Source organism: Curtobacterium sp. MR_MD2014 (assembly GCF_000772085.1).
GTDB lineage: Bacteria > Actinomycetota > Actinomycetes > Actinomycetales > Microbacteriaceae > Curtobacterium.
This window is the reverse complement of sequence record NZ_CP009755.1, coordinates 2182671-2206930: the sequence shown is the minus strand read 5'-3', so window position 1 is coordinate 2206930 and position 24260 is coordinate 2182671. Positions and strand designations below refer to the sequence as shown.

At 72.6% G+C, this 24260-nt stretch carries 23 protein-coding genes and 1 tRNA gene; 13 read left to right on the top strand and 11 right to left on the bottom strand.

Annotated features, from left to right (window positions below; translation table 11 throughout):
* Nucleotides 1-27: 27 nt before the first annotated feature.
* Genes NI26_RS10155 through NI26_RS10135 form a run of 5 tightly spaced genes read right to left on the bottom strand, consistent with a single transcriptional unit; the run spans nt 28 to nt 5711 of the window.
* Complete coding sequence (locus tag NI26_RS10155; RefSeq protein WP_066654985.1) at nt 28-1386, bottom strand: DUF58 domain-containing protein; 1359 nt, start codon at nt 1384-1386, stop codon at nt 28-30.
* Nucleotides 1386-2453 (bottom strand): AAA family ATPase, encoded by a 1068-nt coding sequence (locus tag NI26_RS10150; RefSeq protein ID WP_396137169.1) that lies wholly within the window; start codon nt 2451-2453, stop codon nt 1386-1388. The genes NI26_RS10155 and NI26_RS10150 overlap by 1 nt, the downstream gene beginning before the upstream one ends.
* Nucleotides 2450-3706 carry a DUF4350 domain-containing protein gene (locus NI26_RS10145; RefSeq protein WP_066654979.1) on the bottom strand — a complete coding sequence of 419 codons (1257 nt, stop codon included), beginning with the start codon at nt 3704-3706 and terminating at the stop codon, nt 2450-2452. The genes NI26_RS10150 and NI26_RS10145 overlap by 4 nt, the downstream gene beginning before the upstream one ends.
* The gene (locus tag NI26_RS10140) at nt 3703-4368 is read right to left on the bottom strand and encodes a DUF4129 domain-containing protein (RefSeq protein ID WP_066654974.1); all 666 of its coding nucleotides are present in this window, start codon (nt 4366-4368) and stop codon (nt 3703-3705) included. The genes NI26_RS10145 and NI26_RS10140 overlap by 4 nt, the downstream gene beginning before the upstream one ends.
* A complete protein-coding gene (locus tag NI26_RS10135) occupies nt 4335-5711 on the bottom strand; it encodes a glycerophosphoryl diester phosphodiesterase membrane domain-containing protein (RefSeq protein WP_066654973.1) in 1377 nt (458 codons plus the stop codon). The genes NI26_RS10140 and NI26_RS10135 overlap by 34 nt, the downstream gene beginning before the upstream one ends.
* 150 nt (nt 5712-5861) lie before the next feature.
* Between NI26_RS10135 and mtrA the strand changes: the two genes are divergently transcribed.
* The 6 genes from mtrA (at nt 5862) to secA (ending at nt 14736) form a co-directional block, all read left to right on the top strand.
* Complete coding sequence (gene mtrA, locus NI26_RS10130) at nt 5862-6536, top strand: MtrAB system response regulator MtrA (RefSeq protein ID WP_066658387.1); 675 nt, start codon at nt 5862-5864, stop codon at nt 6534-6536.
* Nucleotides 6537-6541: 5 nt separating this feature from the next.
* Nucleotides 6542-8251 carry an MtrAB system histidine kinase MtrB gene (mtrB, locus tag NI26_RS10125; RefSeq protein WP_235426343.1) on the top strand — a complete coding sequence of 570 codons (1710 nt, stop codon included), beginning with the start codon at nt 6542-6544 and terminating at the stop codon, nt 8249-8251.
* A complete protein-coding gene (locus NI26_RS10120; protein ID WP_066654971.1) occupies nt 8251-9930 on the top strand; it encodes an LpqB family beta-propeller domain-containing protein in 1680 nt (559 codons plus the stop codon). The genes mtrB and NI26_RS10120 overlap by 1 nt, the downstream gene beginning before the upstream one ends.
* Nucleotides 9931-10073: 143 nt before the next feature.
* A complete protein-coding gene (locus tag NI26_RS10115) occupies nt 10074-10838 on the top strand; it encodes a phosphoribosyltransferase family protein (protein ID WP_158407756.1) in 765 nt (254 codons plus the stop codon).
* Nucleotides 10839-11068: 230 nt separating this feature from the next.
* Entirely contained in the window at nt 11069-11770 is a 702-nt protein-coding gene (gene hpf / locus NI26_RS10110; protein WP_066654967.1) for a ribosome hibernation-promoting factor, HPF/YfiA family, read from the top strand.
* Nucleotides 11771-11952: 182 nt separating this feature from the next.
* On the top strand, nt 11953-14736 hold the full coding sequence (gene secA, locus NI26_RS10105; protein ID WP_066654965.1) for a preprotein translocase subunit SecA: 2784 nt from the start codon (nt 11953-11955) through the stop codon (nt 14734-14736).
* Nucleotides 14737-14812: 76 nt separating this feature from the next.
* Here secA and NI26_RS10100 read toward each other — a convergent pair whose 3' ends face one another.
* Entirely contained in the window at nt 14813-15271 is a 459-nt protein-coding gene (locus tag NI26_RS10100) for an Rv3235 family protein (protein WP_144411321.1), read from the bottom strand.
* 182 nt (nt 15272-15453) lie between these two features.
* Between NI26_RS10100 and NI26_RS10095 the strand changes: the two genes are divergently transcribed.
* A complete protein-coding gene (locus tag NI26_RS10095) occupies nt 15454-16959 on the top strand; it encodes a sensor histidine kinase (RefSeq protein WP_066654961.1) in 1506 nt (501 codons plus the stop codon).
* A 246-nt stretch (nt 16960-17205) separates the two neighbouring features.
* Here NI26_RS10095 and NI26_RS10090 read toward each other — a convergent pair whose 3' ends face one another.
* Nucleotides 17206-17454: a WhiB family transcriptional regulator gene (locus NI26_RS10090; RefSeq protein WP_022904217.1), complete on the bottom strand. Its 249-nt coding sequence runs from the start codon at nt 17452-17454 to the stop codon at nt 17206-17208.
* 258 nt (nt 17455-17712) lie between these two features.
* Between NI26_RS10090 and NI26_RS10085 the strand changes: the two genes are divergently transcribed.
* Nucleotides 17713-18144, top strand: a complete 432-nt coding sequence (locus NI26_RS10085; RefSeq protein WP_066654959.1) for a hypothetical protein — start codon at nt 17713-17715, stop codon at nt 18142-18144.
* A 110-nt stretch (nt 18145-18254) separates the two neighbouring features.
* On the opposite strand, the gene bcp is transcribed toward NI26_RS10085, so the two are convergent.
* The gene (gene bcp, locus NI26_RS10080) at nt 18255-18725 is read right to left on the bottom strand and encodes a thioredoxin-dependent thiol peroxidase (protein WP_066654958.1); all 471 of its coding nucleotides are present in this window, start codon (nt 18723-18725) and stop codon (nt 18255-18257) included.
* Nucleotides 18726-18838: 113 nt separating this feature from the next.
* On the opposite strand from bcp, the gene NI26_RS10075 reads away from it, so the two are divergent.
* Nucleotides 18839-18911, top strand: a tRNA-Lys gene (locus NI26_RS10075).
* Nucleotides 18912-19067: 156 nt separating this feature from the next.
* On the opposite strand, the gene NI26_RS10070 is transcribed toward NI26_RS10075, so the two are convergent.
* Nucleotides 19068-19718: an IMPACT family protein gene (locus NI26_RS10070; RefSeq protein ID WP_066654956.1), complete on the bottom strand. Its 651-nt coding sequence runs from the start codon at nt 19716-19718 to the stop codon at nt 19068-19070.
* Between the two features lie 83 nt (nt 19719-19801).
* Between NI26_RS10070 and NI26_RS16915 the strand changes: the two genes are divergently transcribed.
* From NI26_RS16915 to NI26_RS10050, 4 genes are all read left to right on the top strand, one after another.
* Nucleotides 19802-20242, top strand: a complete 441-nt coding sequence (locus tag NI26_RS16915; RefSeq protein WP_066654954.1) for a hypothetical protein — start codon at nt 19802-19804, stop codon at nt 20240-20242.
* Nucleotides 20239-20700: an ImmA/IrrE family metallo-endopeptidase gene (locus NI26_RS16910; RefSeq protein WP_066654952.1), complete on the top strand. Its 462-nt coding sequence runs from the start codon at nt 20239-20241 to the stop codon at nt 20698-20700. Before NI26_RS16915 ends, NI26_RS16910 begins: the two co-directional genes overlap by 4 nt.
* Nucleotides 20697-21647, top strand: coding sequence for a hypothetical protein (locus tag NI26_RS10055; protein WP_066654950.1), 951 nt, complete (start codon nt 20697-20699; stop codon nt 21645-21647). Before NI26_RS16910 ends, NI26_RS10055 begins: the two co-directional genes overlap by 4 nt.
* Before the next feature lie 212 nt (nt 21648-21859).
* The gene (locus NI26_RS10050; RefSeq protein ID WP_066654946.1) at nt 21860-22072 is read left to right on the top strand and encodes an SCO4848 family membrane protein; all 213 of its coding nucleotides are present in this window, start codon (nt 21860-21862) and stop codon (nt 22070-22072) included.
* Between the two features lie 274 nt (nt 22073-22346).
* Here the strand turns inward: NI26_RS10050 and NI26_RS10045 are convergent, their stop codons facing one another.
* Both NI26_RS10045 and NI26_RS10040 read right to left on the bottom strand, forming a co-directional pair.
* Nucleotides 22347-22652 (bottom strand): hypothetical protein, encoded by a 306-nt coding sequence (locus NI26_RS10045; protein WP_066654944.1) that lies wholly within the window; start codon nt 22650-22652, stop codon nt 22347-22349.
* Between the two features lie 46 nt (nt 22653-22698).
* Entirely contained in the window at nt 22699-24246 is a 1548-nt protein-coding gene (locus NI26_RS10040) for an amino acid permease (RefSeq protein ID WP_066654943.1), read from the bottom strand.
* Nucleotides 24247-24260 lie beyond the last annotated feature (14 nt).

Sequence of the window (24260 nt, the reverse complement as noted above, 5' to 3'; positions counted from 1 at the left end):
GTGGGTCGTGCGCCCGCCGCCCGCGGCTCAGAGCCGGCCGGCCGCCTTCGCGCGGATGTACGCGTCGGCGACGGCCGGTGGCACGGCCCCGGGCCCACCGCGCACGACCTCGGCGCCGGCCCGGCGTGCGACGTCCCCGACGCCGTCCGCGTCGAGCAGGGTCCGTTCCGCGGCCGCTCGTCGGTAGACGTCGCGCTCGGCACCGGACCCGGCCAGGAGGCGCGACATCCGTCCGTCCCGCTGCTCCGGTGTCCCGTGACCGGCTTCGGCGACCCCGCTCGCCATCCGCTCGACGGCCGGGTCCGCGATGCTCGTGACGACGACGGCGTGCCGTCGCGCGAGCCGGGGGAGCACCGCGAGCAGGTCGGCCGAGGCGCCGACGGAGTCCAGGCTCGACAGGAGCACGACGAACGAACGTGAGGTCGTCACGGCGTCGACGGCTGCCGGGACCGCCGACCAGGCCGTCGCCGCGAGGCCCGGCTCGGCGAGTGCGAGCCGTTCGCCGAAGCGTCGCACCACGTCGGTCCGCGTCGCACCGTGGACCCGGTCGCGGACGGTGTCGTCGAGCACGACCAGCTCGACCCGGTCGCCGGCAGCCGTCGCGAGCGCGCCGAGCAGCAGCGCGGACTCGATGAACGTGTCGAGCCGCGGCTCGTCGTCGACGCGTCCGGCGCCGGCACGACCGGCATCGACGACGATGACGACGCGGCGGTCACGCTCCGGTCGCCACGTCCGGACGACCAGGTCCTGCCGCCGGGCGGTCGCGCGCCAGTCGATCGACCGCACGTCGTCGCCGCGCACGTAGTCGCGCAGGGAGTCGAACTCCGTCCCGTGACCCCGCAGTTGCAGGGTGGTCTCACCGTCGAGTTCGCGGAGCCGGGCGAGCCGGGAGGGCAGGTGCCGACGCGATCGGAAGGGCGGCGTGACCACCAGCGAACCGGGCGCGTCCAGGACGGCCTGCCGGGCGGCGAGGCCGAGCGGGCCGAAGGACCGGACGGCGACCCCGGCGCTGGTGCGACGGCCGCGACGGAAGGGCGTGAAGCGCACCCGGGCGGTCCGGCGTTCCCCGGCGGGCACCGTCGAGCGGATCCGGTGCGGCCCGTGGCCGGCGGAGGGCTCCCACATGTCCCGGACGACCGCGCGCAGCGGCCGACGTCCGTCGTTCGCCAGGACGAGCGTGCCGTCGGCGGTGCTGCCGCGTCGGACCAGCTGCGGCATCCGTCGCTCGACGCGGACCGAGCCCGGATCGGCGGCGAGCAGGACGTCGAGCCCGGCGGCGAGCACCACGACGGCCGCCCACGCCACGCCGCCCCAGGCGCTGCCGAGCAGCACCGTGGGGACGATCGCGACCGCCAGGAGCGCGACGAAGCGACCGGAGACGGCCACTAGAAGGGCACCCGGACCTGCTCGACGACCTGCTGCAGCACCCCGTCCGCCCCGACGCCCTCGAGCTCGGCGTCCGCGGCCACGCGCAGACGGTGCCGCCAGACCGGCAGGAGCATCGCCTGCACGTGGTCCGGCGTGATCGCGTCGTAGCCGGTGAGCCACGCCCACGCCTTCGCGGCGGCGAGGAGCGCCGTCGCACCGCGGGGGCTCACGCCGATGCGGACGGACGGCGCCTGCCGGGTGGCGCGGGCGAGGTCGACCACGTACGCCAGGACGTCGTCGCGCGCCCCCACCGCGCGGACGGCCCGCTGCGCCGCGAGGACCTCGTCGACGCCGAGCACCGGCCGGACCCCGGCGGACCGGACGTCCCGCGGGACGAAGCCGTCCGCGTGCCGACGGAGCACCTGCCACTCGACGTCCCGGGGCGGCACGTCGAGCGTGAGCTTCATCAGGAAGCGGTCGAGCTGCGCCTCCGGCAGCGTGTAGGTCCCCTCGAACTCGATGGGGTTCATCGTCGCGGCGACGAAGAACGGGTCGGGCAGCGGCCGCGCGGCGCCGTCCACGCTGACCTGGCGTTCCTCCATCGCCTCGAGCAGTGCGGACTGCGTCTTCGGCGGCGTGCGGTTCACCTCGTCGGCGAGCAGCACGTTCGTGAAGACCGGGCCCTCGCGGAACGGGAAGGTGCCGGTCGACGCGTCGAACACGAGCGAGCCCGTGACGTCCCCGGGCATCAGGTCCGGGGTGAACTGGATGCGCTTCGTGTCGAGCGACATGGCCGCTGCGAGGCTGCGCACCAGCAGCGTCTTCGCGACGCCGGGGACGCCCTCGAGCAGGACGTGGCCCTGCGCGAGGATGCCGACGATCATCCCGGACACGGCGCCCTCCTGGCCGACGACGGCCTTGCCCACCTCGGCGCGGAGCCGGCCGAAGGCGTCCCGGAGCGCGTCGGTGCCGCCGGTCGGGCGTGCCGTGGCGTCCGGTTCCGTGGCGGGCCGCGTCCTGGTGGTGGACGCAGCGTCGTTCCGGGTCGTGCCGTTCGGTTCCTGGGCGGGTGACGGATCGGTCACGGTCGTGCTCCTCGTCGGTTGCGGTGGGGCGTTCGGGGGGTGGAGGTCTGCGGGACGGGGGCGCCGGTCGCCGCGCGGACGGCACGCTCGAGCTCGTCGAGGGCCGCTGCGCCGTCGCGGAGCGCACGGTCGTCGGTCGTCGGGCCGCCCACCAGGACGGCGCCGACGGCGGGGTCGGGACGACCGGTCGCGCGGGCCGCGGCACGGACGACCTCGTCGACGTGCGCACCGCGGGGGAGCCCGAGGCGGTGCCCGACCCGTCGGAGCGCTGCGAGCCGCAGGGTGTCCAGCGCGTGCGTGCGGTCCCGGGTCCTGGCGTAGAGGCGTGCGCGCCCCTCGGTGGTCTCGGAGGCGCGGACGACCACGGGCATCCGTTCCACGACGAGCGGCCCGAGCCGGCGACCGCGCCAGACACCGGCCGCGACCGCGACGAGGCCGAGCAGCAGCAGGGCGCCGGGCACCCACGACGGTGCGAGCGAGCCGATCGTCGGCGCGGCGTCGGCCGACGTCCGGGTCGGCGTGTACCAGACGAGCCGGTCACCGGAACCGAGCAGGTCGAGTGCGAAGGCGGCGTTGCCCGCGGTCGTGATCGTGTCGTTCCGCAGCGCCCCCGTCGTGCCGACCAGGGTGACGTCGCCGCCGGGCGTGGCGGTCCGGACGATGCCGGCGACGCGGTCGTCCCCGCTGCCGGTCGTGGCGCAGAGGTCGGTGCCGGACGGGACGGGGCCGTCCGACGGCGGGCGGTAGCCCTGGCCGCTCGTGGTGATGCGCTCGGCGGCGGCGACGGCCGGGACGGCGCACCCGGTGGTCGCGACGGTGTCGTCCCCGAGCACGGGGCCGGCGGCGACCACGTCGAGGCCCAGGGCGTCGAGTGCGGCCTGGTCCGTGGTGACCAGGACGACGTGCTCGGCCGAGCGACCGAGTCGGCGGGCGACCCCGGCGTCGAGGGCGCCGGCGGAGTCGTCGACCAGGACCGTCGCACCGCGGAGTGCGTCGCCGTCGAGGCCGTCCACGCGGTCGACCACGTCGACCCGGGTGCCCTGCTGTTCGAGCACCCGGACGAGCGCCCGCGCACCGCTCGCCGTCGTCGAGGTCGGGTCGAGCGGCTCGCGGGACGGGTCGGTGGAGGACTGCACCGCCGCGGTGAGCCCGGCGAGCAGCAGGCCGACGAGCACGATGACGACCCAGAAGGCGACGCGACCGAGCCTGCCCGGGGCGCGGACGACGCGGGTCGCGGTCGCGGCGGCGCTCACGTCGACACCGCCGGTGCGACCGCGGGTCGGGCACCGCGGACCGTCGCCTCGGTGTCGATGACCGAGCGTGCCGTGGCCTCGTCGGCCTCGGTGCCGAGGTACCGGACGTCGTCGAAGGCGCGCGCTGCCCGGTCGATCCGGTCCGCGTGGTCGGGGAACCACGGTGCCGCGCGGCCGGCGACGGCCCGTGCCGTGGCGCCGGGGACCTCGCGCACGAGGTCGCGTTCGGCGAGTCCGCGCGCGACGGCGCGGTACCCGTCGAGGACCGCGGCGGACCAGTCGCCCGCGCGCAGGGCGGAGCGGGCGGCGTCGCCGAGCTCGCGGGCGGACCGGACGTCGTCGGCGTCGAAGACGCTCCCGTCGTCGGACCGCGCGGTGCGGGCCCGCCGACGGGGGAGACCGCGGGCGACGACCACGAGCACGACGACCGCCACGAGCACGACGACCGCGATCCAGAGCACGGACTGCCCGAGGACGGGGGAGTCCAGCCCGCCGCCCGGGCGGAAGGACCCGAGCCACTCGAGCACGTGGCGCGAGGCCCGGTCCCACCAGGTCGCGCGCGCACCGTCGTAGTCGGCTCGCTCGAGCTCGCGTTCGAGCAGTCGACGTGCCTCGTCCGGACCGAGCGTCACGAGCCGCCCGGCCACGGTTGCCCCGGCCACTGCTGCGACGGCTGCTGTGGGCCGGGCCACTGCTGCGTGGGCTGCTGCGGGCCGGGCCAGGGCTGTCCGGGCCCCTGCTGTCCGGGCCAGGGCTGTCCGGGGCCCTGCTGTCCGGGCCCCTGCTGACCGGGCCACGGCGGGCGGGCGACGGCGGGCGCCGGTGCGAACGGGTCCGACGGTTCCCCGGTGTCCAGGTGCGCGGCGATCCGCTGGTCGAGCGCCTCGGTGCGGATGCGGCGGTCGAGGGCGAGGAAGGTCAGGACCGAGGCGCTGAGCACGTCGGTGACGCACTGCACGGCGATGGACAGCAGCGCACCGAGCACGATGGCCACGACGGCCCCGACGCCCACACCGGCGGCCGCGCCCGTCTGCCCGAGCGGGTCGAAGGCGCCGATGGCCAGGACCGTGCCGAACGTGAGCGGGATCGACGCGATCGACCCCGCGATCCCGAATGCGACCTGGACGAGCAGGACGATGCCGAAGGTGCGCCAGAACGCCCCGCGGGTGAGTCGCCACGACTGCGCCGCTGCCGAGAAGACGCCCCGGCCCTCGAGGGCGATCGTGGGGACGGTGAACGCGAACCTCGTCGCCAGCCAGGCGACCACGACGAGTGCGCCGAGGGCGAGCAGGAAGAACGCGCCGATGAAGCCGCCGATGCCGGAGCGACCCGCGACCAGACCGGCCGCGATGCCGACCACGAGTCCGCCGAACACCGCGCCGAGGACCAGGCCCGCGGCGAGCTGCAGCAGGATCCACGCGAGGACCGGCCACCGCCGACCGGCGAGGAGCGCCCAGAGGCCGCGGAAGCTCGCGCGGCGCCCGAGCACGCGCTGCCCGGTGTCCGCCGCGACCGGCGCGACGAGGAAGGCCCGGCCCAGGTAGGCCAGGAAGGGCAGCCCGACCGAGAGCACGAGGAAGAGGGTCACGGACCCGGCGACGACGTCCCCCGCGCCGCTCCCGCCGGCCTCGACCGCCGACGACATGCGCGCCTGCAGCGACTGCTGCCCGAAGGTGCTCGCCAGCGTCGCGAGGAGCCCGAGCACACCGCTGAGCAGCAGGCTCCAGAGGAGCAGGACGCGTGGGTTCCGCCGGAACACCGTGAACGCCCCCGCGAGCACGTCGCCCAGACCGAGCGGACGGAGCGGGACGACCGGGCGCTGCGCCGGCGGTCGCTGCGGACCGGGACCGGGACGCCCGGGGCCGGCGTGCTGCTGCCAGCCCTGCTGGGCCGGCCACGGCTGCTGCCCCGACCACCCTGCGGACGACGGCTGCCCTGCGGGGTGGGACGGGCCTCCCGTCCGGTCCTCGCCCCCACCGGATCCCGGAACCTGCCAGTCGGCCATCGCCGCCCCCTCGTCGTGCTCGTGTCGCGCAGCGGAACGCGCGACCGTGCACCCATACTGTCGCAAGATCCCGGTGCGACGGGTGCTCGGCTATCGTGACTGTGGGTGCCGGCTCTCGGCACCGCCGCCCGTCCCACGGAGTCCATGCACATGACACCGCGCATCCTCGTCGTCGACGACGACCAGGCCCTCGCCGAGATGATCGGCATCGTCCTCCGTTCCGAGGGGTACGACCCGGAGTTCAGCGCCGACGGCAACGACGCCGTCGAGACGTTCCACAGCACGAAGCCCGACCTCGTGCTGCTCGACGTCATGCTGCCGGGGATCGACGGCATCGAGGTCTGCAAGCGGATCCGCGCGGACAGCGGCACCCCGATCATCATGCTGACGGCGAAGGGCGACACCGCCGACGTCGTCGCCGGCCTCGAGAACGGTGCCGACGACTACGTCGTCAAGCCGTTCAACCCGAAGGAGCTCGTCGCGCGCATCAAGACGCGGCTGCGGCCGACGGCGGGGGACGCGTCGGTGCTGCACGCGGGCGACCTGACCGTCGACGTCGCCGCGCACGAGGTCCGTCGCGGCGACACGGTGATCGCGCTCACCCCGCTCGAGTTCGACCTGCTCCGCGCGCTCGCCGAGAAGCCGAACCAGGTCTTCACCCGCGAGATGCTCCTCGACCAGGTCTGGGGCTACCACTACAAGGCGGACACCCGGCTCGTGAACGTCCACGTGCAGCGGCTCCGCGCGAAGATCGAGCACGACCCGGACAACCCGAAGATCGTCACCACCGTCCGCGGTGTCGGCTACCGGGCCGGAGGAGCCTGAGCACCGTGCCGTCGGCGTCGTCCGGTACCGCGGCGGGCGGGGGCGCACCGCGGGCCGGCCGCGGGTTCCCCGGTCGCGCCGCCCGTGTGCGGCGTCGGCTCCGCCGCTGGCTCCGTCGCGGGTGGTACGCGGTCGCCTGGCTGTGGCGCCGGTCGCTCATGGTGCGCAGCGTCGCGATCACCGTCGCGACGACCGGCCTCGCGGTCGCCGTCATCGGTACCGCGGTCATGATCAGCATCTCGAACAACGTCTACGCGCAGCGCCGCGACCAGATCGAGTCCGAGTCGGCCCGGGCGACGATCGTCGCGCAGGGCATCTTCGACGCGGCGACCGCGGCCGAGGACAACAACCAGACCGAGCTGGAGACCCTGCAGAGCGAGGCGCAGCAGGCGATCCTCTCGAACACGACGAGCCCGGGCGGCACGAGCATCGCCATCGAGCGGACGCCCGGCCAGTCGACGCCCCAGACGCTGCAGAACCTCGCGAGCCAGGGCTTCCCGGACGCCGTGATCACCGACGCCCTGCGCCGCGAGGTCGGGAAGGACACCGGGCGACTGAGCCTGCAGCCCGTGCAGCTCGACGACGGCGGCCGCCGCGAGCCGGGCCTGGCCGTCGGGTCCGTCCTGCAGGTCCCGAGCGCCGGACAGTACGAGCTCTACATCGTGTACGACCTGTCCGACGCGCAGCAGACCCTCGACTTCGTGTCACAGACGCTGTCGGTCGGCGGCGTCGCACTCATCGTCCTCATCGCGCTCGTCACCTCGCTCGTGGTGCGGCTCGTCGTCGTGCCGATCCGCGGTGCCGCCGAGACGAGTCGCAAGATCGCCGCCGGCCGGCTCGACGAGCGCATCCCGGTCCGGGGTCACGACGACATCGCGATCCTCGCGCGCAGCTTCAACGACATGGCCGACGCGGTCAGCCGGCAGATCACCCAGCTCGCCGAGCTCTCCCGCGTGCAGCAGCGCTTCGTGTCCGACGTCTCCCACGAGCTCCGCACGCCGTTGACCACGATCCGGCTCGCGGGCGACATGCTCTACGACTCGCGGCACGCCTTCGAGCCGTCGGTGAGCCGGTCCGCCGAGCTCCTGCACGCACAGGTCGAGCGCTTCGAGCTGCTGCTGGCCGACCTGCTCGAGATCTCCCGCTACGACGCCCAGGCGGTGCAGCTCGACACCGAACCCGTCGTGCCCGCCGCGCTCGCCGCCGACATCGTCGAGGAGTTCCGCCCGCTCGCCGACCGTGCCGGCGTCGACCTGCAGCTCGTCACCCCCGGCGGCCACACCACGATGCAGCTCGACGCGAAGCGCATCCGGCGGATCCTGCGGAACCTGGTCGGCAACGCGGTCGAGCACGGTGACGCGAAGCCCGTCCAGGTCGTCGTCGACAGCGACTCCCGGTCCGTGGCGATCGCGGTCCGTGACCAGGGCGTCGGGATGCCACCGGAGGACGCAGCGCGGGTGTTCGACCGCTTCTGGCGCGCCGACCCGAGCCGCAAGCGCACCATCGGCGGCACCGGCCTCGGTCTCGCGATCTCCCTCGGGGACGCGAACCTGCACGGCGGTCGGATCGACGTGTGGTCGCGCCCCGGCGAGGGCTCGACGTTCGTGCTGACCCTGCCGCGTGGCGAGTCGCTCGGCACCGCGACCTCCGCCATCCCGCTGCCCGAACTCGACGAGACCTACGACGGCCCCCGCGCCGTCCGGGGGGAGGACTGATGCGCGCACGACTCCGGACCCTGGTGGTGGTGACGCTCGCGGCGCTCTCCGTGGTCGCCCTCTCGGCGTGCGCGGCGATCCCGACGGGTGGCGGCGTGCGTACCGGGCAGTCGGTGAAGGACGAGGCGATCTCCGGCTTCGAGCTCCGCCCGGACCGACCGGTCGCCGGCATGGACCAGACCGCGATCCTGCGCGGCTTCGTCGCCGCCGGCACCGGCGCGCAGGACGACTACGGCACCGCCCGCGAGTTCCTCGCCACGGGGTTCGCCGAGAAGTGGAACCCGCGCCGCGGCGTCACCGTCCTGCAGGGCAGCGGCGCGATCGAGCGGGTCGCCGACCGCGAGCTCACCTACACGCTGACCGCCAGTGCGACCGTCGACGCCGACGGCGAGTACACCCAGGCGGTCCGGCCGACGACGTCGACCCTGACGTTCCAGTTCGTCCGCGAGGACGGGGAGTGGCGGATTGCCTACGCCCCGGACGGGATCATCCTCACGCCGGTGAGCTTCGAGTCGCAGTTCCAGCAGCACGCGCTCTACTTCTTCGACCCGACGTACCGCTACCTGGTGCCCGACGAACGGTGGTTCCTCGCCCGGTCGTCCACGAGCACCCGCATCGCCAGTGCGCTGCTGGCCGGGCCGTCCGACTGGCTCAAGGGCGCCGTCGTGTCGGCCTTCCCGGAGGGGACGCAGCTCTCGCTCAACGCGGTCACGATCGAGAACGGCTCCGCGCTCGTCGACCTGTCGCGCGACGCCCTCGGTTCGAGCGGCGAGGACAAGGCGCGCATGCGCGAGCAGCTGACCCGCTCGCTCGCGTCGGTCGCCTCGGTGTCGTCCGTCTCGATCACCATCGAGGGGGCGACCTTCGCCGAGCCGGAGCAGCAGGACGCGACGGCGCGTCTCAACCCCGACGTCGACCCGCGACCGCTCGTCGACCGCGACGACGAGGTCGGGTACGCGACGGGCAACGGTCGGGTCGCGGCCCTCGGCGGCGACGCGAGCACGACGATCGCCTCCCTCGACCCGGAGTCGTTCTCGCTCTCCACGTCCGGCACGGTCGCCGCGGTGGGCAACGCCAGCGGCGTGGTCGTGGTCCGCGGTCGGGACGCGCTCCGCATCGACGCGACCGACGGACTGGTCCCGCCGACGCTCGACGACCTCGGCTTCGTCTGGGTCGGCAGCGGTGACGACACGAGCCGGGTGACGGCGTACGGGCTGGGTGGCGACCCGCACGAGGTCGCCACGACGCTGCCACGCGGCCGGCTCGTCTCGTTCCAGGTCTCCCGCGACTCCACACGGGCGCTCGCCCTCATCGAGACGGGCGACGGGCCCGCCCTGTACGTGATGGCGATCGTCCGCGGCAGCGACCGCACGCCGACGGGCCTCGGCTCGCCGGTGCGCGTGCAGGCGACCACGGGTGACGCCGTCGGTGCGGCCTGGGTGAACGACAGCGACGTCGTGTCGGTCGGGCAGACGGAGGCCGGCCCCGAGGTCGTCCGGTCGACGGTCGGCGGCCAGTCGACGACGTTGCCGAAGCCGGACGGGACGGCGTCCTCGGTGGCGGGCGGCAGCGGCGGATCGGTCCTGCTGCGCATGGCGGACGGCACGGTCCTGCAGTCCACCGGCGGCCGCTGGGACACCACGGGGGTCACCGCGGACGTCCTCGGTACCCAGCGCTGACGCGGCACGCGCCGCTCCTGCGGCGCGGCCGCCCCTGCACGCGCGGCGCGGCCGTTCCTGCACACGCGGCGCGGCCTGGAGGCTCGTCCACCGTCCGCCGCGACGGCCCACCTCGGCGGTGTGCCGGGCGCCACGATCGACCCGTGTCCAGGACCGACCCGCGCCGCCGGCGCACCCGCGCTGCCGGCGCCCCTCCCACCGCCCCTGCCACCGACCCGTCTGCCTGGTCGGACGCCGTCGCCGCGGTGCTCGGACTCGTGCTCCCCGTGGCCTGCGTCGGGTGCGGTGCGCCGGACCGGGCGGTCTGCCGGCCCTGCCGTGACGCACTCGACGCCGAGCCGCAGCGACGCCGGCTGGTCGCGGGTGTCCGACTCGACGCGGCCTTCGCCTACCGGGACACCGTGCGGGCTCTCGTCCTCGAGCTGAAGCTCCGTGGCCGGACGGACCTCGTGCCGGTGCTCGCGCCACGGTTCTGCGCGCTCGTCGACCGGGCCCTGGCCGACGTCCCGGGAGCGCTGCTCGTCCGTGTGCCGCCGTCGCCTGCCGGGGCGCGGCGACGGGGGTTCGACCCGGTCGTCCTGCTGCTCCGCCGCGCGGGTGCTGCGCGTGGGCGGCCCCGTCGCGCGCCGCGCCGGGCGCTCCGGCGAGTCCGGGGGCGGGTCCCCGCGGACCGGCCCGGCTCCCGGGCCACGAAGCGCGTCGCGCACGGCCAGAAGGAGCGGACGGCACTCGAACGGGTCGAGGCGACGGTGGGCACGCTCCGTGCGGCGCACGTCGCGGGTCGGGACGTCGTGGTGGTCGACGACGTGGTCACGACCGGCGTCACCATGGCCGAGGCGGTCCGCGCGGTCCGTGCGGCCGGGGGTCGCGTGGTGCGGTGCGTCGCGCTCGCCGAGGTCGAGGAGTGACCGCTCGGGCCGCACCAGGACGGTTCGTGCACCGGCCCCGCGGGTGCGGCGGCTGGTCGGCCGGGTGGACGCCGGGTGGCCGCCCGGCGACGCCTGAGCGTCCGGTGGGTGTCCGGCGCGACCCGCCGGCGGGTGGTGACGCCGCTCGGGCCGGGGGTCTAGCCTCGCGGCAAGGCGTTCGGGATCGCCGGATGGAGGCGACGCGCCGAAGTACGGATGGGAGCCGCCACATGGACGTGACGATCACGGGCCGGAACGTCGGGGTCACCGATCGATTCCGCACCTACGTGGAACAGAAGTCCGAGAAGATCGACGTGCTCGCCGACCGCGCCCTCGCCTTCGAGGTGCGCCTCAGCCGCCACAACGAGAAGGCCGGCGGCGCCCAGGGCGAGGACCGCGTCGAACTCACCCTGATCGGCCCCGGGCCCCTCGTGCGGGCCGAGTCCGCCGCCTCGGACAAGTACGCGGCGTTCGACCTCGCCTTCGCCCGCATCACCGAGCGCCTGCGTCGGGCACGTGACCGCCGCAAGGTGCACCGCGGTCGCCACCGCCCGACCTCCGTGGCCGAGGCCGCCGGCACCGGGTTCGAGCACATGGATGTCACGCCGGCCGACGGGCGGCTCATCGAGACCGTCGCGACCGGTGTCGTCGCCGTGGTCGAGGAGTCGCACGACGAGGACGTCGAGCCGTACTCGCCCGTGGTCATCCGGCAGAAGGTCTTCACCGAGGCCCCGATGACCCTCGACGACGCGCTCTACCGCATGGAGCTGGTCGGGCACGACTTCTACCTCTTCGTCGACGCCGAGACCCGGCGCCCGAGCGTCGTCTACCGCCGCAAGGGCTGGGACTACGGCGTGATCGGCATCGACGACGGGAGCGCGGACGGCAGCACCGCCGACGCGGACGCCGCCGGGTCAGCGGCCGTCGCGTAGCGCACCGTCGCCGTCCAGCGGGTGCGTGCGGTCCTCGTCGGACCGTTCGCACCCGCTGCCCTCGTCGGCCGTCCCTGCTCGGTGCAACGCCCGTCTCCCAGCGCAGCGCTCCGGCGGGTTGCTAGCATGACTGGCTGTTCGGATCGCGCAGGTCGCGCGCGACGACCCCGTAAGGAGCTCACGTGGCAAACGTGCTGGAGAAGGTCCTCCGCATCGGCGAAGGACGGACCCTCCGACGGCTGAAGGCGTACGCCTCGGCCATCAACGACCTCGAGGACGACTTCGCGAGCCTCACCGACGAGGAGCTCCAGGACGAGACGAAGGAGCTCCGCGAGCGGTACGCCAACGGGGAGTCCCTCGACGACCTCCTGCCGGAGGCGTTCGCCGCCGTGCGCGAGGCAGCCAAGCGCACCCTCGGCATGCGGCACTTCGACGTGCAGCTCATGGGCGGCGCGGCCCTGCACCTCGGCAACATCGCCGAGATGAAGACCGGTGAGGGCAAGACCCTCGTCGCGACGACCGCCGCCTACCTCAACGCGATCCCGTCGCGCGGCGTGCACGTCATCACGGTCAACGACTTCCTCGCGTCGTACCAGTCCGAGATCATGGGGCGCGTCTTCCGTGCGCTCGGCATGACCACCGGCTGCATCATCGCGAACCAGTCGCCGGCCGAGCGCCGCGAGCAGTACGCGGCCGACATCACCTACGGCACGAACAACGAGTTCGGCTTCGACTACCTGCGCGACAACATGGCGTGGCAGGCCTCCGACATGGTGCAGCGCGGCCACTACTTCGCGATCGTGGACGAGGTCGACTCGATCCTCATCGACGAGGCCCGCACGCCGCTCATCATCTCGGGGCCGTCCTCGGGCGAGGCGAACCGCTGGTTCACCGAGTTCGCGTCGATCGCCACCCGCCTGATCCCGGGCGAGGACTACGAGGTCGACGAGAAGAAGCGCACGGTCGGCGTGCTCGAGCCCGGCATCGAGAAGGTCGAGGACTACCTCGGCATCGACAACCTCTACGAGTCGGCGAACACCCCGCTCATCTCCTTCCTGAACAACTCGATCAAGGCCGTGGCCCTGTTCAAGAAGGACAAGGACTACGTCGTGATGAACGGCGAGGTGCTCATCGTCGACGAGCACACCGGTCGCATCCTCATGGGCCGGCGCTACAACGAGGGCATCCACCAGGCGATCGAGGCGAAGGAGGGCGTCGAGGTCAAGGCCGAGAACCAGACCCTCGCGACCGTCACGCTGCAGAACTACTTCCGCCTGTACCAGAAGCTCTCCGGCATGACCGGTACCGCCGAGACCGAGGCGGCCGAGTTCATGTCGACCTACAAGCTCGGCGTGGTCCCCATCCCGACGAACAAGCCGATGCAGCGCATCGACCAGACCGACCTCGTCTACAAGAACGAGAAGGCGAAGTTCGAGCAGGTCGCCGTCGACATCGCCGAGCGCCACGAGAAGGGCCAGCCGGTCCTCGTGGGCACCACGAGCGTCGAGAAGTCCGAGTACCTGTCGAAGCTCCTCGCGAAGAAGGGCGTCAAGCACGAGGTCCTCAACGCGAAGAACCACGCCCGCGAAGCCGCGATCGTCGCGCAGGCCGGTCGACTCGGGGCCGTCACGGTCGCCACGAACATGGCCGGCCGCGGTACCGACATCATGCTCGGCGGCAACTCCGAGTTCCTGGCCGTGCAGGAGATGCACGCCAAGGGCCTGTCCCCGACGGAGACGCCGGAGGAGTACGAGGCCGCCTGGGACGACGTCTTCGCCCGCGTCAAGGCCGAGATCAAGGAAGAGGCCGACAAGGTCCGCGACGCCGGCGGTCTGTACGTCCTCGGTACGGAGCGCCACGAGTCGCGCCGCATCGACAACCAGCTCCGGGGGCGTTCCGGTCGTCAGGGCGACCCGGGCGAGAGCCGCTTCTACCTGTCGCTGACCGACGACCTGATGCGCCTGTTCAACTCCGGTGCGGCCGAGAGCCTGATGGGCCGCTCGAACGTGCCGGACGACATGGCGATCGAGAACAAGCTGGTCAGCCGGGCGATCCGGTCCGCCCAGGCGCAGGTCGAGGGCCGCAACGCGGAGATCCGCAAGAACGTCCTGAAGTACGACGACGTCCTGAACCGCCAGCGCGAGGCGATCTACAGCGACCGTCGTCACATCCTCGAGGGTGACGACATCAACGACCGTGCGCAGTCGTTCCTCAAGGCCGTGATCGACGACGTCATCGACACGCACACCGGCGAGGGCTCCCCGGACGACTGGGACCTCGACGCGATGTGGACCGAGCTCGGGACGCTGTACCCGATCTCGATCTCCATCGACGAGGTCATCACCGAGGCCGGTTCGAAGGGCAAGGCGACGCGCGAGTTCCTGGCACGCGAGATCCTGTCCGACGCCAAGCTCGCGTACCAGCAGCGTGAGGAGCTCCTCGGTGACGAGGCCATGCGCGAGCTCGAGCGCCGCGTCGTCCTCTCCGTGATCGACCGTCGTTGGCGGGACCACCTGTACGAGATGGACTACCTCAAGGACGGCATCGGCCTCCGCGCGATGGCACAGCGCGACCCGCTGGTCGAGTACCAGCGCGAGGGCTACGCGCTCTTCCAGAGCATGATGGGCCAGATCCGCGAGGAGTCGGTCGGGTACCTGTTCAACCTCGAGGTCCAGGTGCAGTCGGACGGCGACAACGCGGTCATCGAGGCGAAGGGGCTCGGGGAGTCCGAGGCCACCGGCCTCGAGTACTCGGCGCCGTCGATCGACGGCGAGGTCGAGGTGCGCGACGAGCGCGGACGCCTGGAGCAGGCCGCCACCGCTCGCGCGCAGCGCGCACAGGCCGAGGCCGAGGCAGAGGCCGCCGGTCCGGAGCAGGGGTCGGCGTTCGGCAACGCGGCGACCGCCTCCGGACAGGCCGCCGCGGGGAACCGCGCGGAGCGTCGTCAGGCCGCCAAGAAGGGCTGACGCCCCACGACGACGGACGGGAGGCGCGGTGCCGGACGGCACCGCGCCTCCCGTCCGTCGTGTCCCCGGTGCGGGATCAGAGCACCCCGATCGCGGTCGCTCGCCAGCGCCCCTGCCGCAGCTCGAGCCGGAGCGCGACGGCACGCGCGTGGCTGCGCGTGTGCACCACCACGGCTGCCTCCGCGACGCCGGGCGCCGGCTCGCAGACCCGGACGCTCCCGACCTGCAGGATCGGGCGGGCGCGGGACCGTCTCCCGATCGACCGCGCCCGAGCGCCGAGGGCGGCACGCTGCAGCAGGTGCCGCTGCACGTCCTCGGTGATCCAGCGCGCGATGCTGTCGACCTCGCGCCCACCGGTCAGGACCTCGACGACGCACAGCCCGAGTGCCCGCGCCGTGTCGGCGACGTCCGGTGTCGCCGTCGTGGTCTCGGACGACGTCCCGGCCTCGGCGCCGTCCGCGACGTCGGGGTGGCCCCTGCCCGCCGCCACGAGCTCCCGGTGCTCGGACTCGCTCCTCGGTGTCGTCCCGGTCACCGGGGCGAGCGTCCGCGGTACCGGTCCGCTCTGGTCGTCCGCCGTGATCGGACGCGCTTCTCCTGCCGCCATGTCCCCTCCGGTCCCGAGCGTACGGACGAATGGCGCATGTGAAATACCGACGTCATCGTGCTTGTGGAGGGGCGTCGTTCTCCACAGACGGGCGCACCTAGACTTGCCGGGTGTCGACCCTCAGTGATCTCGTCCTCGCGCAAGGCCGGTCCTCGGAAGCGGACGTGGAGTGGCTCCACCTGCTCGTGGGGGACTGGCAGCTCCTCGCCGACCTCTCCTTCGCGGACATGGTGCTGTGGGTGCCGACGGCCGTGGACGGCTCGTTCATGGCCGTGGCGCACGCGCGTCCGAGCTCGGCGGCGACCCTGTTCTACCGCGACATCGTCGGGCAGGAGATGCGTGAGGAGTGGCGCGACCAGGTCACCCAGTGCTTCGCGAGTGCGACGGTCGTCGACTCGGCCGAGCCGGACTGGTACGAGGACACGCCGACCCGGGTCCGTGCGATCCCCGTGCTCCGCCGGCTGACCACGAACAGCACCGAGACGACCGACCGTCCGATCGCCGTGGTCACCCGGCACTCGAACCAGGACGAGATGCGGACGCCGAGCCGCCAGGAGCTGAACTTCACCGCGAGCGCGAACGACCTGTTCGGCATGATCGCGACCGGTGACTTCCCGGACCTCGGGGCGCCGGCTGGTCCGCGCCGCGGTGCGCCCCGCGCGAGCGACGGTCTGCTCCGCCTCGACACGAACGGCACCGTGACCTTCGCGAGCCCGAACGGCCTCAGTGCCTTCAACCGCATGGGCTTCGAGGGGGAGCTCGAGCGGAAGTCCCTCGCCGAGGTGACCACCGAGCTCATCGGCTCGAAGCTCGACGTGGACGAGTCCCTCCCGCTCGTCGTGACCGGTCGTGCGCCGTGGCGCGCCGACGTCGAGGCGAAGGGCGTGACGGTGTCACTCCGGTCGATCCCGCTGCGTGACCACGGGGAGCGCATCGGCGCCATCGTGCTCTGCCGCGACGTCACCGAGCTGCGGCACCAGGAGCGTGAGCTCATCACCAAGGACGCGACGATCCGCGAGATCCACCACCGGGTGAAGAACAACCTGCAGACGGTCGCGTCGCTGCTGCGGATCCAGGCCCGACGGACCCACTCCGACGAGGCCCGCACGTCACTGCAGAACGCGATGCGCCGTGTCGCCGCGATCGCCGTCGTGCACGACACCCTGTCGACCGGTCTCAGCCAGAACGTCGACTTCGACGAGGTGTTCGACTCGGTGCTCAAGCTCGTGACCGAGGTCGCCGCGTCGCACAACACCACCGTCCGCCCGAAGAAGACCGGCGAGTTCGGCGTGCTGCCCTCCGAGGCCGCGACGCCTCTCGCGCTCGGGCTCACCGAGCTCGTCACGAACGCCGTGGAGCACGGGCTCGACGGGCGCGACGGCGAGGTCGAGATCGTCGCGAACCGCGCCGACGACCACCTCGACATCGAGGTCCGTGACAACGGTGTGGGCCTGCCCGAGGGCAAGGTCGGCTCGGGTCTCGGCACGCAGATCGTCCGCACGCTCATCCAGGGCGAGCTCGGCGGCACGATCGACTGGCACACGCTCACCGGCAGCGGGACCGAGGTCACGATCACGATCCCGTTCCGCTGGCTGACGGCCGCCGGCGCCCCCTAGGCCGACGCGTCGCGGGCGTGTTCGTGTGGCGTCCGTTGCCCGTGCACAACCGGAAGCACCTCGCGCCGCGGGTATCCGTGGTGCGAGGTGCTTCCGATTGTGCGGCCGTCCCACGGCAACGGCGGGCGACGGCGGTCGTCCTGCGGGCGACCCCGGGCGGCACCGCACGCCTGCGACGCCCGCGCGCACGACGACGCCCGTCGCTCCCGGGGGAGCGACGGGCGTCGTCGTGTCAGGAGCGCTGCGTCAGGAGGCGCGGCGGGCGCGGGCAGCGCGGCGCTTCAGCGCACGACGCTCGTCCTCGCTCAGGCCGCCCCAGACACCGGAGTCCTGGTTGTTCTCGAGGGCGTACTGCAGGCACATCTCGGTCACGGTGCACCGCGCGCACACCGACTTCGCCTTCTCGATCTGGTCGACGGCCGGTCCGGTGTTCCCAACGGGGAAGAAGAGCTCGGGGTCCGCGGTGAGGCAGGCTGCCTGGTCACGCCAGTCCATGTGTGGTGCTCCTTGATGTCGATGCTCGAACGGCAGGCCGGGGCCGCGGCTCGGGGATCGGAACGCTGGCATGCACAGGGCACGAGGGGAACCTGTGGGGGAGGCTTCCGCTGGGAGCGAGTCTGACGCCCGCTGGACGCTCGGGGGAGAAGCGTCGAACCGCGGGAGACGCACACCACATCGTGCCGTCCAAACGACCTCGAATATCGTTCCATACTGGGATGACCAAATCAAGGGTCCCGATGCTGGAGGCTTGCTGTGCCCGACACCACCCCGACCGCTCCGGACCACGTCCCGGGCCGCCCGCCGGCCGTCACGACCCTGCTCGTCGTGGTGGGGCTCGAGGCCCTCGCGCTCGTCGTCACGACCGTCGTGCTGCTCGTGGAGTCGATCGTCGCCCCGTCGTCGAGCATCGCCTCGGCCGTCGCGCTCACCCTGCTCTGCGCGGTCGCCGCGCTGTGGCTGGTCTCGCTGGTCGTCGGGCTGCGCAACCGTCGGGCGTGGGTCCGCGCCGGCATCCTCGTGTGGCAGGTGATGCAGGGCGCCCTGGCCATCGGTGCGTTCCAGGGCGTGTTCCGGGTCGCCTGGGTCGGCTGGGCCCTCCTGATCCCCGCGCTGCTCGGGCTCACCCTGGTGCTCTCGCGTGCCGTGACGGGGTGGCTCGTCCCGCGCGACGCTCGCGACGAGTAGCCGCGACCCCGGGACGGACGAGAGCGCGCCCCGCTCAACGGGACGTGCCGACGCACGGGAGGCGCGCTGCCAGCTGGCAGCGCGCCTCCCGTCCGTGACGTGGCCGGGTCTCAGACCAGGCCGAGCTTCTTCCGCAGGCTCGCCACGTGCCCGGTCGCCTTCACGTTGTAGAGCGGCAGCTGCACGACGCCGTCCTCGTCGACGACGACCGTCGACCGGATCGTGCCGGTGACGATCTTCCCGTAGTTGTTCTTCTCGCCCCACGCGGCGTACGCCCGGTGCACCGCCAGGTCCGGGTCGCTGAGGAGCGGGAAGGTCAGCGCCTGCTCGTGCTGGAAGGTCTTGAGCTTCGCGGGCTCGTCCTTCGAGATGCCCAGGACCTCGTAGCCGGCTGCCTGGAGCGACGACATGTTGTCGCGGAAGTCGCAGGCCTCGGTCGTGCACCCGGGGGTCGACGCCGCCGGGTAGAAGTACACGATCACCTTGCGACCCCGCAGGTCCGCGAGGCTGTGCTGCGCGCCGTCCTGGTCCGGGAGGGTGAAGTCGGGGGCGGTGTCGCCGGCTGCGAGACGGTCGGTCATGGTGCTCCTGTTCGGTCGCGGCGCCCGAGTGGTCGTGGGCACGCGAAAGTCATGCTAATGTTGTTTCCCGTTGCAGCACGGAAGTGCGAGAGCGACAGACAACTGAACACCATGCGCCTCTAGCTCAATTGGCAGAGCAACTGACTCTTAATCAGTGGGTTCTCGGTTCAAGTCCGAGGGGGCGCACCGCAAGGCCCGGTCGGATCACTCCGACCGGGCCTTCTTCGTTCCCCGGGACGGTCCGGTCGGCGGCCCCGGAGGGCGACACGCGCGGACTGCAGTCGGGGCGCAGATCCGCGACCAGGATCTCGGACGTGCTCTCGAGTCCGCCCCGGGGCGGCCTCAGGTGGTCGGGAGGTCGACCACGCGCGTCCCGCCGACGAGGGGTGCGAGGGCACCGCCCGTCGCCGCCGCGAGCTCGGCACCCAGGACGTCGAGCGCGTCCTCGGGGACCCAGAGCGTGAACCCGACGGTGCTGCCGTAGGTCGGTGGGTCGAAGGTCGCTCCGTGCTGCTGCACCCACTGCCGCAGCACGTTGTCGATGCGGCCGGCGTCCGCGTGGGGCGCGGTGACGTCGACGCGGGTCAGCTCGACGCGCTGCAGCGTCGTGGCGCGGTCCAGCGTCTCGGACACCGAGGTCGAGTACGCGCGGACGAGTCCGCCCGCACCGAGCTTCACCCCACCGAAGTACCGGGTCACGACGGCGACCACGTCGGTCAGGTCGCGGCGACGCAGGACCTCGAGCATGGGGACCCCGGCGGTCCCGGACGGCTCCCCGTCGTCGGAGGACCGTGCCTGGTCGCCGAGCACCCCCGTGACCATCGCGGAGCAGTTGTGCCGGGCGTCCCAGTACCGGCGGCGGACCTCGGCGACGGCGCGCTCCGCGTCCTCGACCCCGCTGACGGGGACGACCGTGGTGACGAACCGCGACCTCGTGACGACGATCTCGTGCTCGACGGTGCCGGCGATGGTCGACGGGAAGTGGCGGGGCACGTGCTCGAGGGTAGCCGCGCGCCGTCGGCGGCCCGCGCTACCATGGCGTGCACAGCCGACGACTGGGGAGGAGTCCGATCGACATGACGACCGTGGATCCCAGGGGCGGCGCGCTCGACGCTGCCGAGCTCGCTCGTCGACTCAACCTGTTGCTCGACTTCGAGGAGTCGCAGCGCGGCGCTCCCGTGCCCTTCGCGGCGATCGAGGAGTACGTCGCGGCGCAGGGCGGTTCGCTCTCCCGCGCCAAGTGGACGTACATGCTCTCCGGCGACGGCCGACGCAACCGGGACACCGACCTCCTGCGCCTGCTCGCCGGGTTCTTCGAGGTCGACGAACGCTTCCTGCTCGAGGACAGTGCGGTGCCCGAACGGATCGGCGCCCAGATCGCGCTCGTCCGTGCGCTGCGGTCGGCACGGGTGAGCGGCTTCGCCGCGCGGACGTTCCCGGGGGAGCTCTCACCCGAGGCCCTGCGGCGCATCGCCCAGGTGCTCGAGGAGGAGTCGGCACGAGGGGGTGTGGCGTGACGGACCCCTCGGTCGAGGCCTTCTGGGCCCGCGGGGCAGCCGAGGGCTGGTCGGACATCGACCAGGCCGTCGCCGCTGCCGCCGACCACGTCGGCAAGCCGGTCGTCGTGCGCGAGGAGTCGTTCCTCAGCGCCGAGCCGGTCTGCGGGTTCGTGGCGACGCTCGAGCACCAGCACCTCGTGATGATCTCCCCGACGAACTCGGCGACGTTCCGGTCGTTCGTCATCGGCCACGAGCTCGGGCACGTGCTGCACCGGCACTCGGAGCACGCGGCACAGTCGGCCTACGTGCGCGACGTGATCCCGGACGTCCCCGAGTACAAGGTGGAGCGAGCACTCGCGCGCGGGCTGTTCTCGAACACCTACGAGCACGAGGCCGAGCTCTTCGCCGACCGCCTCGCCGCCCTCATCCGGTCGAACCGAGGTCGTCCGAGCGCCTTCCGCGGGGTCTTCGGGTGATCGTCTCCGTCACGATGGCGGTGGTCCTCGTCGTCGGGACGGTGGTGCTGTTCCGACTGCAGCGGGGGCAGGACCGGACGCTCGCGGTGACGTTCCTGCTGTTCACCGCGACGATCGTCACGAACGTCGATCCGCTGTACCGCTGGCTCGACCCGCTCGTCGGTGGCCGCAACGTCGTCACGGTCGTCAGCGACTGCCTGATGATCGCCGGGACGAGCACGCTCCTCTGGGGCGTCGCGAAGGCCGTCGGCGCAGCGTGGCGGTGGCTGCGGACCGCCATCATCGTCGCGTTCGTGGTCGTCGTGGTGGTGGTCGTGGCGGCGTTCCTCGCGCTCGACCAGCCGCCGACCACGACGACGTTCATGCTCGTCGCGGGGCACCAGCCCGCCGCGGCCGTCTACTCGATCGCGCAGACGACCTACCTCGGCACCGCGGTCGGCGCCACCGGTGTGATCTGCATCATGCGCCTGCGGGAGGCCCGGACGGCGGCGGACCTGGTCGGGCTGTGGGTGATCGTGCTCGGCGGGGTCCTCGGTGTCGTGCGGATGGTCGTCGTCGCCGTGATGGACGTCGCACACGTGGTCGGTCGCCTCGACGTCACCCGCGCGCTCACCCCGCCGTACGACGTCACGACGCCCGGCGCGGTGCTCTGCATGGCCTCGGGGATGCTGCTGCTGGTCATCGGCCACCAGCTCTCCCGTCGACGCCGTGCGCGCCGCCTGGACGCCGCCCTGGCCGCCCTCGAGCCGCTGCACGCCCGCATCGGTACCGACAACGCCTACCCGGCGACCGAGGACACCGCGACGCGGCTCAGCCGGACCATCGTGGAGATCAACGACGGTGCCCGCCGCTCGCGCCGACCGCTGGACGCCGACGAGCGCATCGTGCTCGCCGAGGCGGAGTCCGCGCTCGACGAAGCGCTCGCGCCTGCTCGCGACTCCGTCTGAGTCCTGCTCGTCTGCATCGGTCGGATCACGTTCCCGAGCAGCGCTCGACGTTGCGGCGTGCTTCCGTGTAGGGTCTGTAGCACGTGCTACACGGCGGGGTCCCTCGTCGTCGGCACGCCGGGGAGGTCTCGGCCGCGTTGGGGGCGGCCGAGCACCCCCGGGCTCACGCTCCGGTCACGAGCCGGGATCGCGTCGCTGTCTAGACTCGTCGGGTGACCGTCTTCGCCGCCATCGTCCTGTTCCTCGCCGCCGTGTTCAACCTCGTGACCTGGCCGCGCTTCTTCCAGCGGGTCGCGAAGGACAGCCGGGCGCGCGACGCGGCCGGCAAGCCGACGACGTTCTACACGGTGCACCTGGTGCTGCTGCTCATCGCCTTCGCGATCGCCCTCGCCGCCGTGGTCGCGGGGATCCTGCTGCTGGTCTGACGCGGTCCGAGTGGCCACCTGACGGACGGGAGGCGCGGTGCCGGCTGGTACCGCGCCTCCCGTCCGTCCGTGGTCACCACGCGCCCGTGAGACGCCGCCGTGCCGGCGAGACGCCGCCGTGCCGGCGAGACGCCGCTGTATCCGGCGGCGTCTCGCGGCGCCTGCGGTGTCTCGCACGAACGCAGGCGTCTCGAACTGATGCAAGCGTCTCGCGCTGAAGCCGGCGTCTCGCGCCGCCGCCGGCGTCTCGCGCGCGGCGAGCGACCCGGACGGCTCAGGAAGCCGGCGGCAGCGGCGCCCCGAGCGCCCGCTCGAGCCCGAGCCGCGCCACCCGCTCGTCGCCGGTGTCGAGCAGCACGCGGAACGTCTCGTCCTCGCAGACGAACTCCACGCACACCGCGTCGAAGTCGCACGGCTCGATGCGCCACCCGGTGATCAGGTCAGTCGGCACCTGCGTCAGTGCGTCGCGCTCGAAGCTCGTCTCCGCGCGGACGGTGTCGTCGTAGACCCGGATCCGCCCGAAGGTGCCACGCCAGGTGAGTTGGAGGTCGAGCGTGGGGGAGACAGAAGGGTCCGGCACGCGCCGATCGTACCGGCGCGCACCGGACCCTGTCCGGGAGGCGCGATCAGCCGCGGGAGCTGCCCGACCCGTCCTGTCCGTCGCGGCGGACCTGGTTCGCGGGGTCGCGCACACCGATCGGGAACGGCCCGGTCACACCCTCGCGGAGCGCGGCGATGCGGAGGATGCGGTCGCGCTGCAGGAACCAGCCGACGATCAGCAGCGGGATGATGACCACGAGCGAGGCGATCGTGTACGTGCCGACGGGGTAGTCGATCGCCATGAGCACGACCACCGACGCCAGGAACGCGAGCGTCAACCACGAGGTGACCGGAGCGCCGGGCAGCTTGAACGACGGCTCCTTCGCGAGCCCCTGCTTCGCCCACTGCCGCAGCTTCATCTGGCAGAGGATGATCGTGCCCCACGCGGTGATGATGCCGAGGCTCGCGACGTTCAGCGCGATCTCGAACGCCTGCGCCGGCACGAAGTAGTTGAGGGCGACGCCCGCGACGGTGAACGCCGCGGTGAGCAGGATGCCGGCGTACGGCACACCGCCCTTCGACATCTTCGTGGTCCACTTCGGCGCGGAGCCGTTCATGCCCATCGAGTGCAGCGCGCGGCCGGTGGAGTACAGCCCCGCGTTCAGCGACGAGAGCGCCGCGGTGAGCACCACGAAGTTCATGATCGACCCGGCGACGACGCCGACCTGCGGGTTGCCGAGCGACGAGAAGAACGTCACGAAGGGGCTCTGCCCGTCCTTGTACGACGTGTACGGCAGGAGGAGGGAGAGCAGGACGACCGACCCGACGTAGAAGACCGCGATGCGGAAGACGACGGAGTTGATGGCGCGGGGGATGACCTTCTCGGTGTCCTGGGTCTCACCGGACGCGGTGCCGACGAGCTCGATGGCGGCGTAGGCGAACACGACGCCCTGGACGACGAGCACCGCCGGCAGCACACCGTTCGGGATGAGTCCGCCGTTGTCGGCCCAGATCGAGAAGCCCGTGCGGACCGCCTCGCCGCCGGTCTCCACCGGGAAGGCGAAGATCAGCCAGACGAGGGCGATCACGAGGAACGCGACGAGTGCGGCGACCTTGATGAGCGCGAACCAGAACTCGAGCTCGCCGAACACCTTGACGGCGACCATGTTGGCGGCGAGCACGACGACGAGGGCGATGAGCGCGAGGAGCCACTGCGGTGCCGCGGTGAACGCACTCCAGTAGTGGAGGTACAGCGCGACGGCGGTCGTGTCCACGATCGAGGTCATCGCCCAGTTCAGGAAGTACATCCACCCGGCTGCGTAGGCGAACTTCTCGCCGTAGAACTCGCGGGCGTAGGAGATGAACGACCCGGAGGACGGGCGGTGCAGGACGAGCTCGCCCAGCGCGCGCAGGATGAAGAACGCGAAGACGCCGGCGATCAGGTAGGTGACCGCCAGCGCGGGGCCGGCGGTGTTCAGGCGTCCGCCCGCGCCGAGGAAGAGCCCGGTGCCGATGGCCCCACCGATCGCGATCATCTGCAGTTGCCGGGGCTTCAGACCGTGCTGGTAGCCCTCCTGCTCGTGCGAGAAGTCGTTCGCGGGCTTCGCAACACCCGTGTCGTTCTGCGCTGTCATGCGCGCCAACCTAC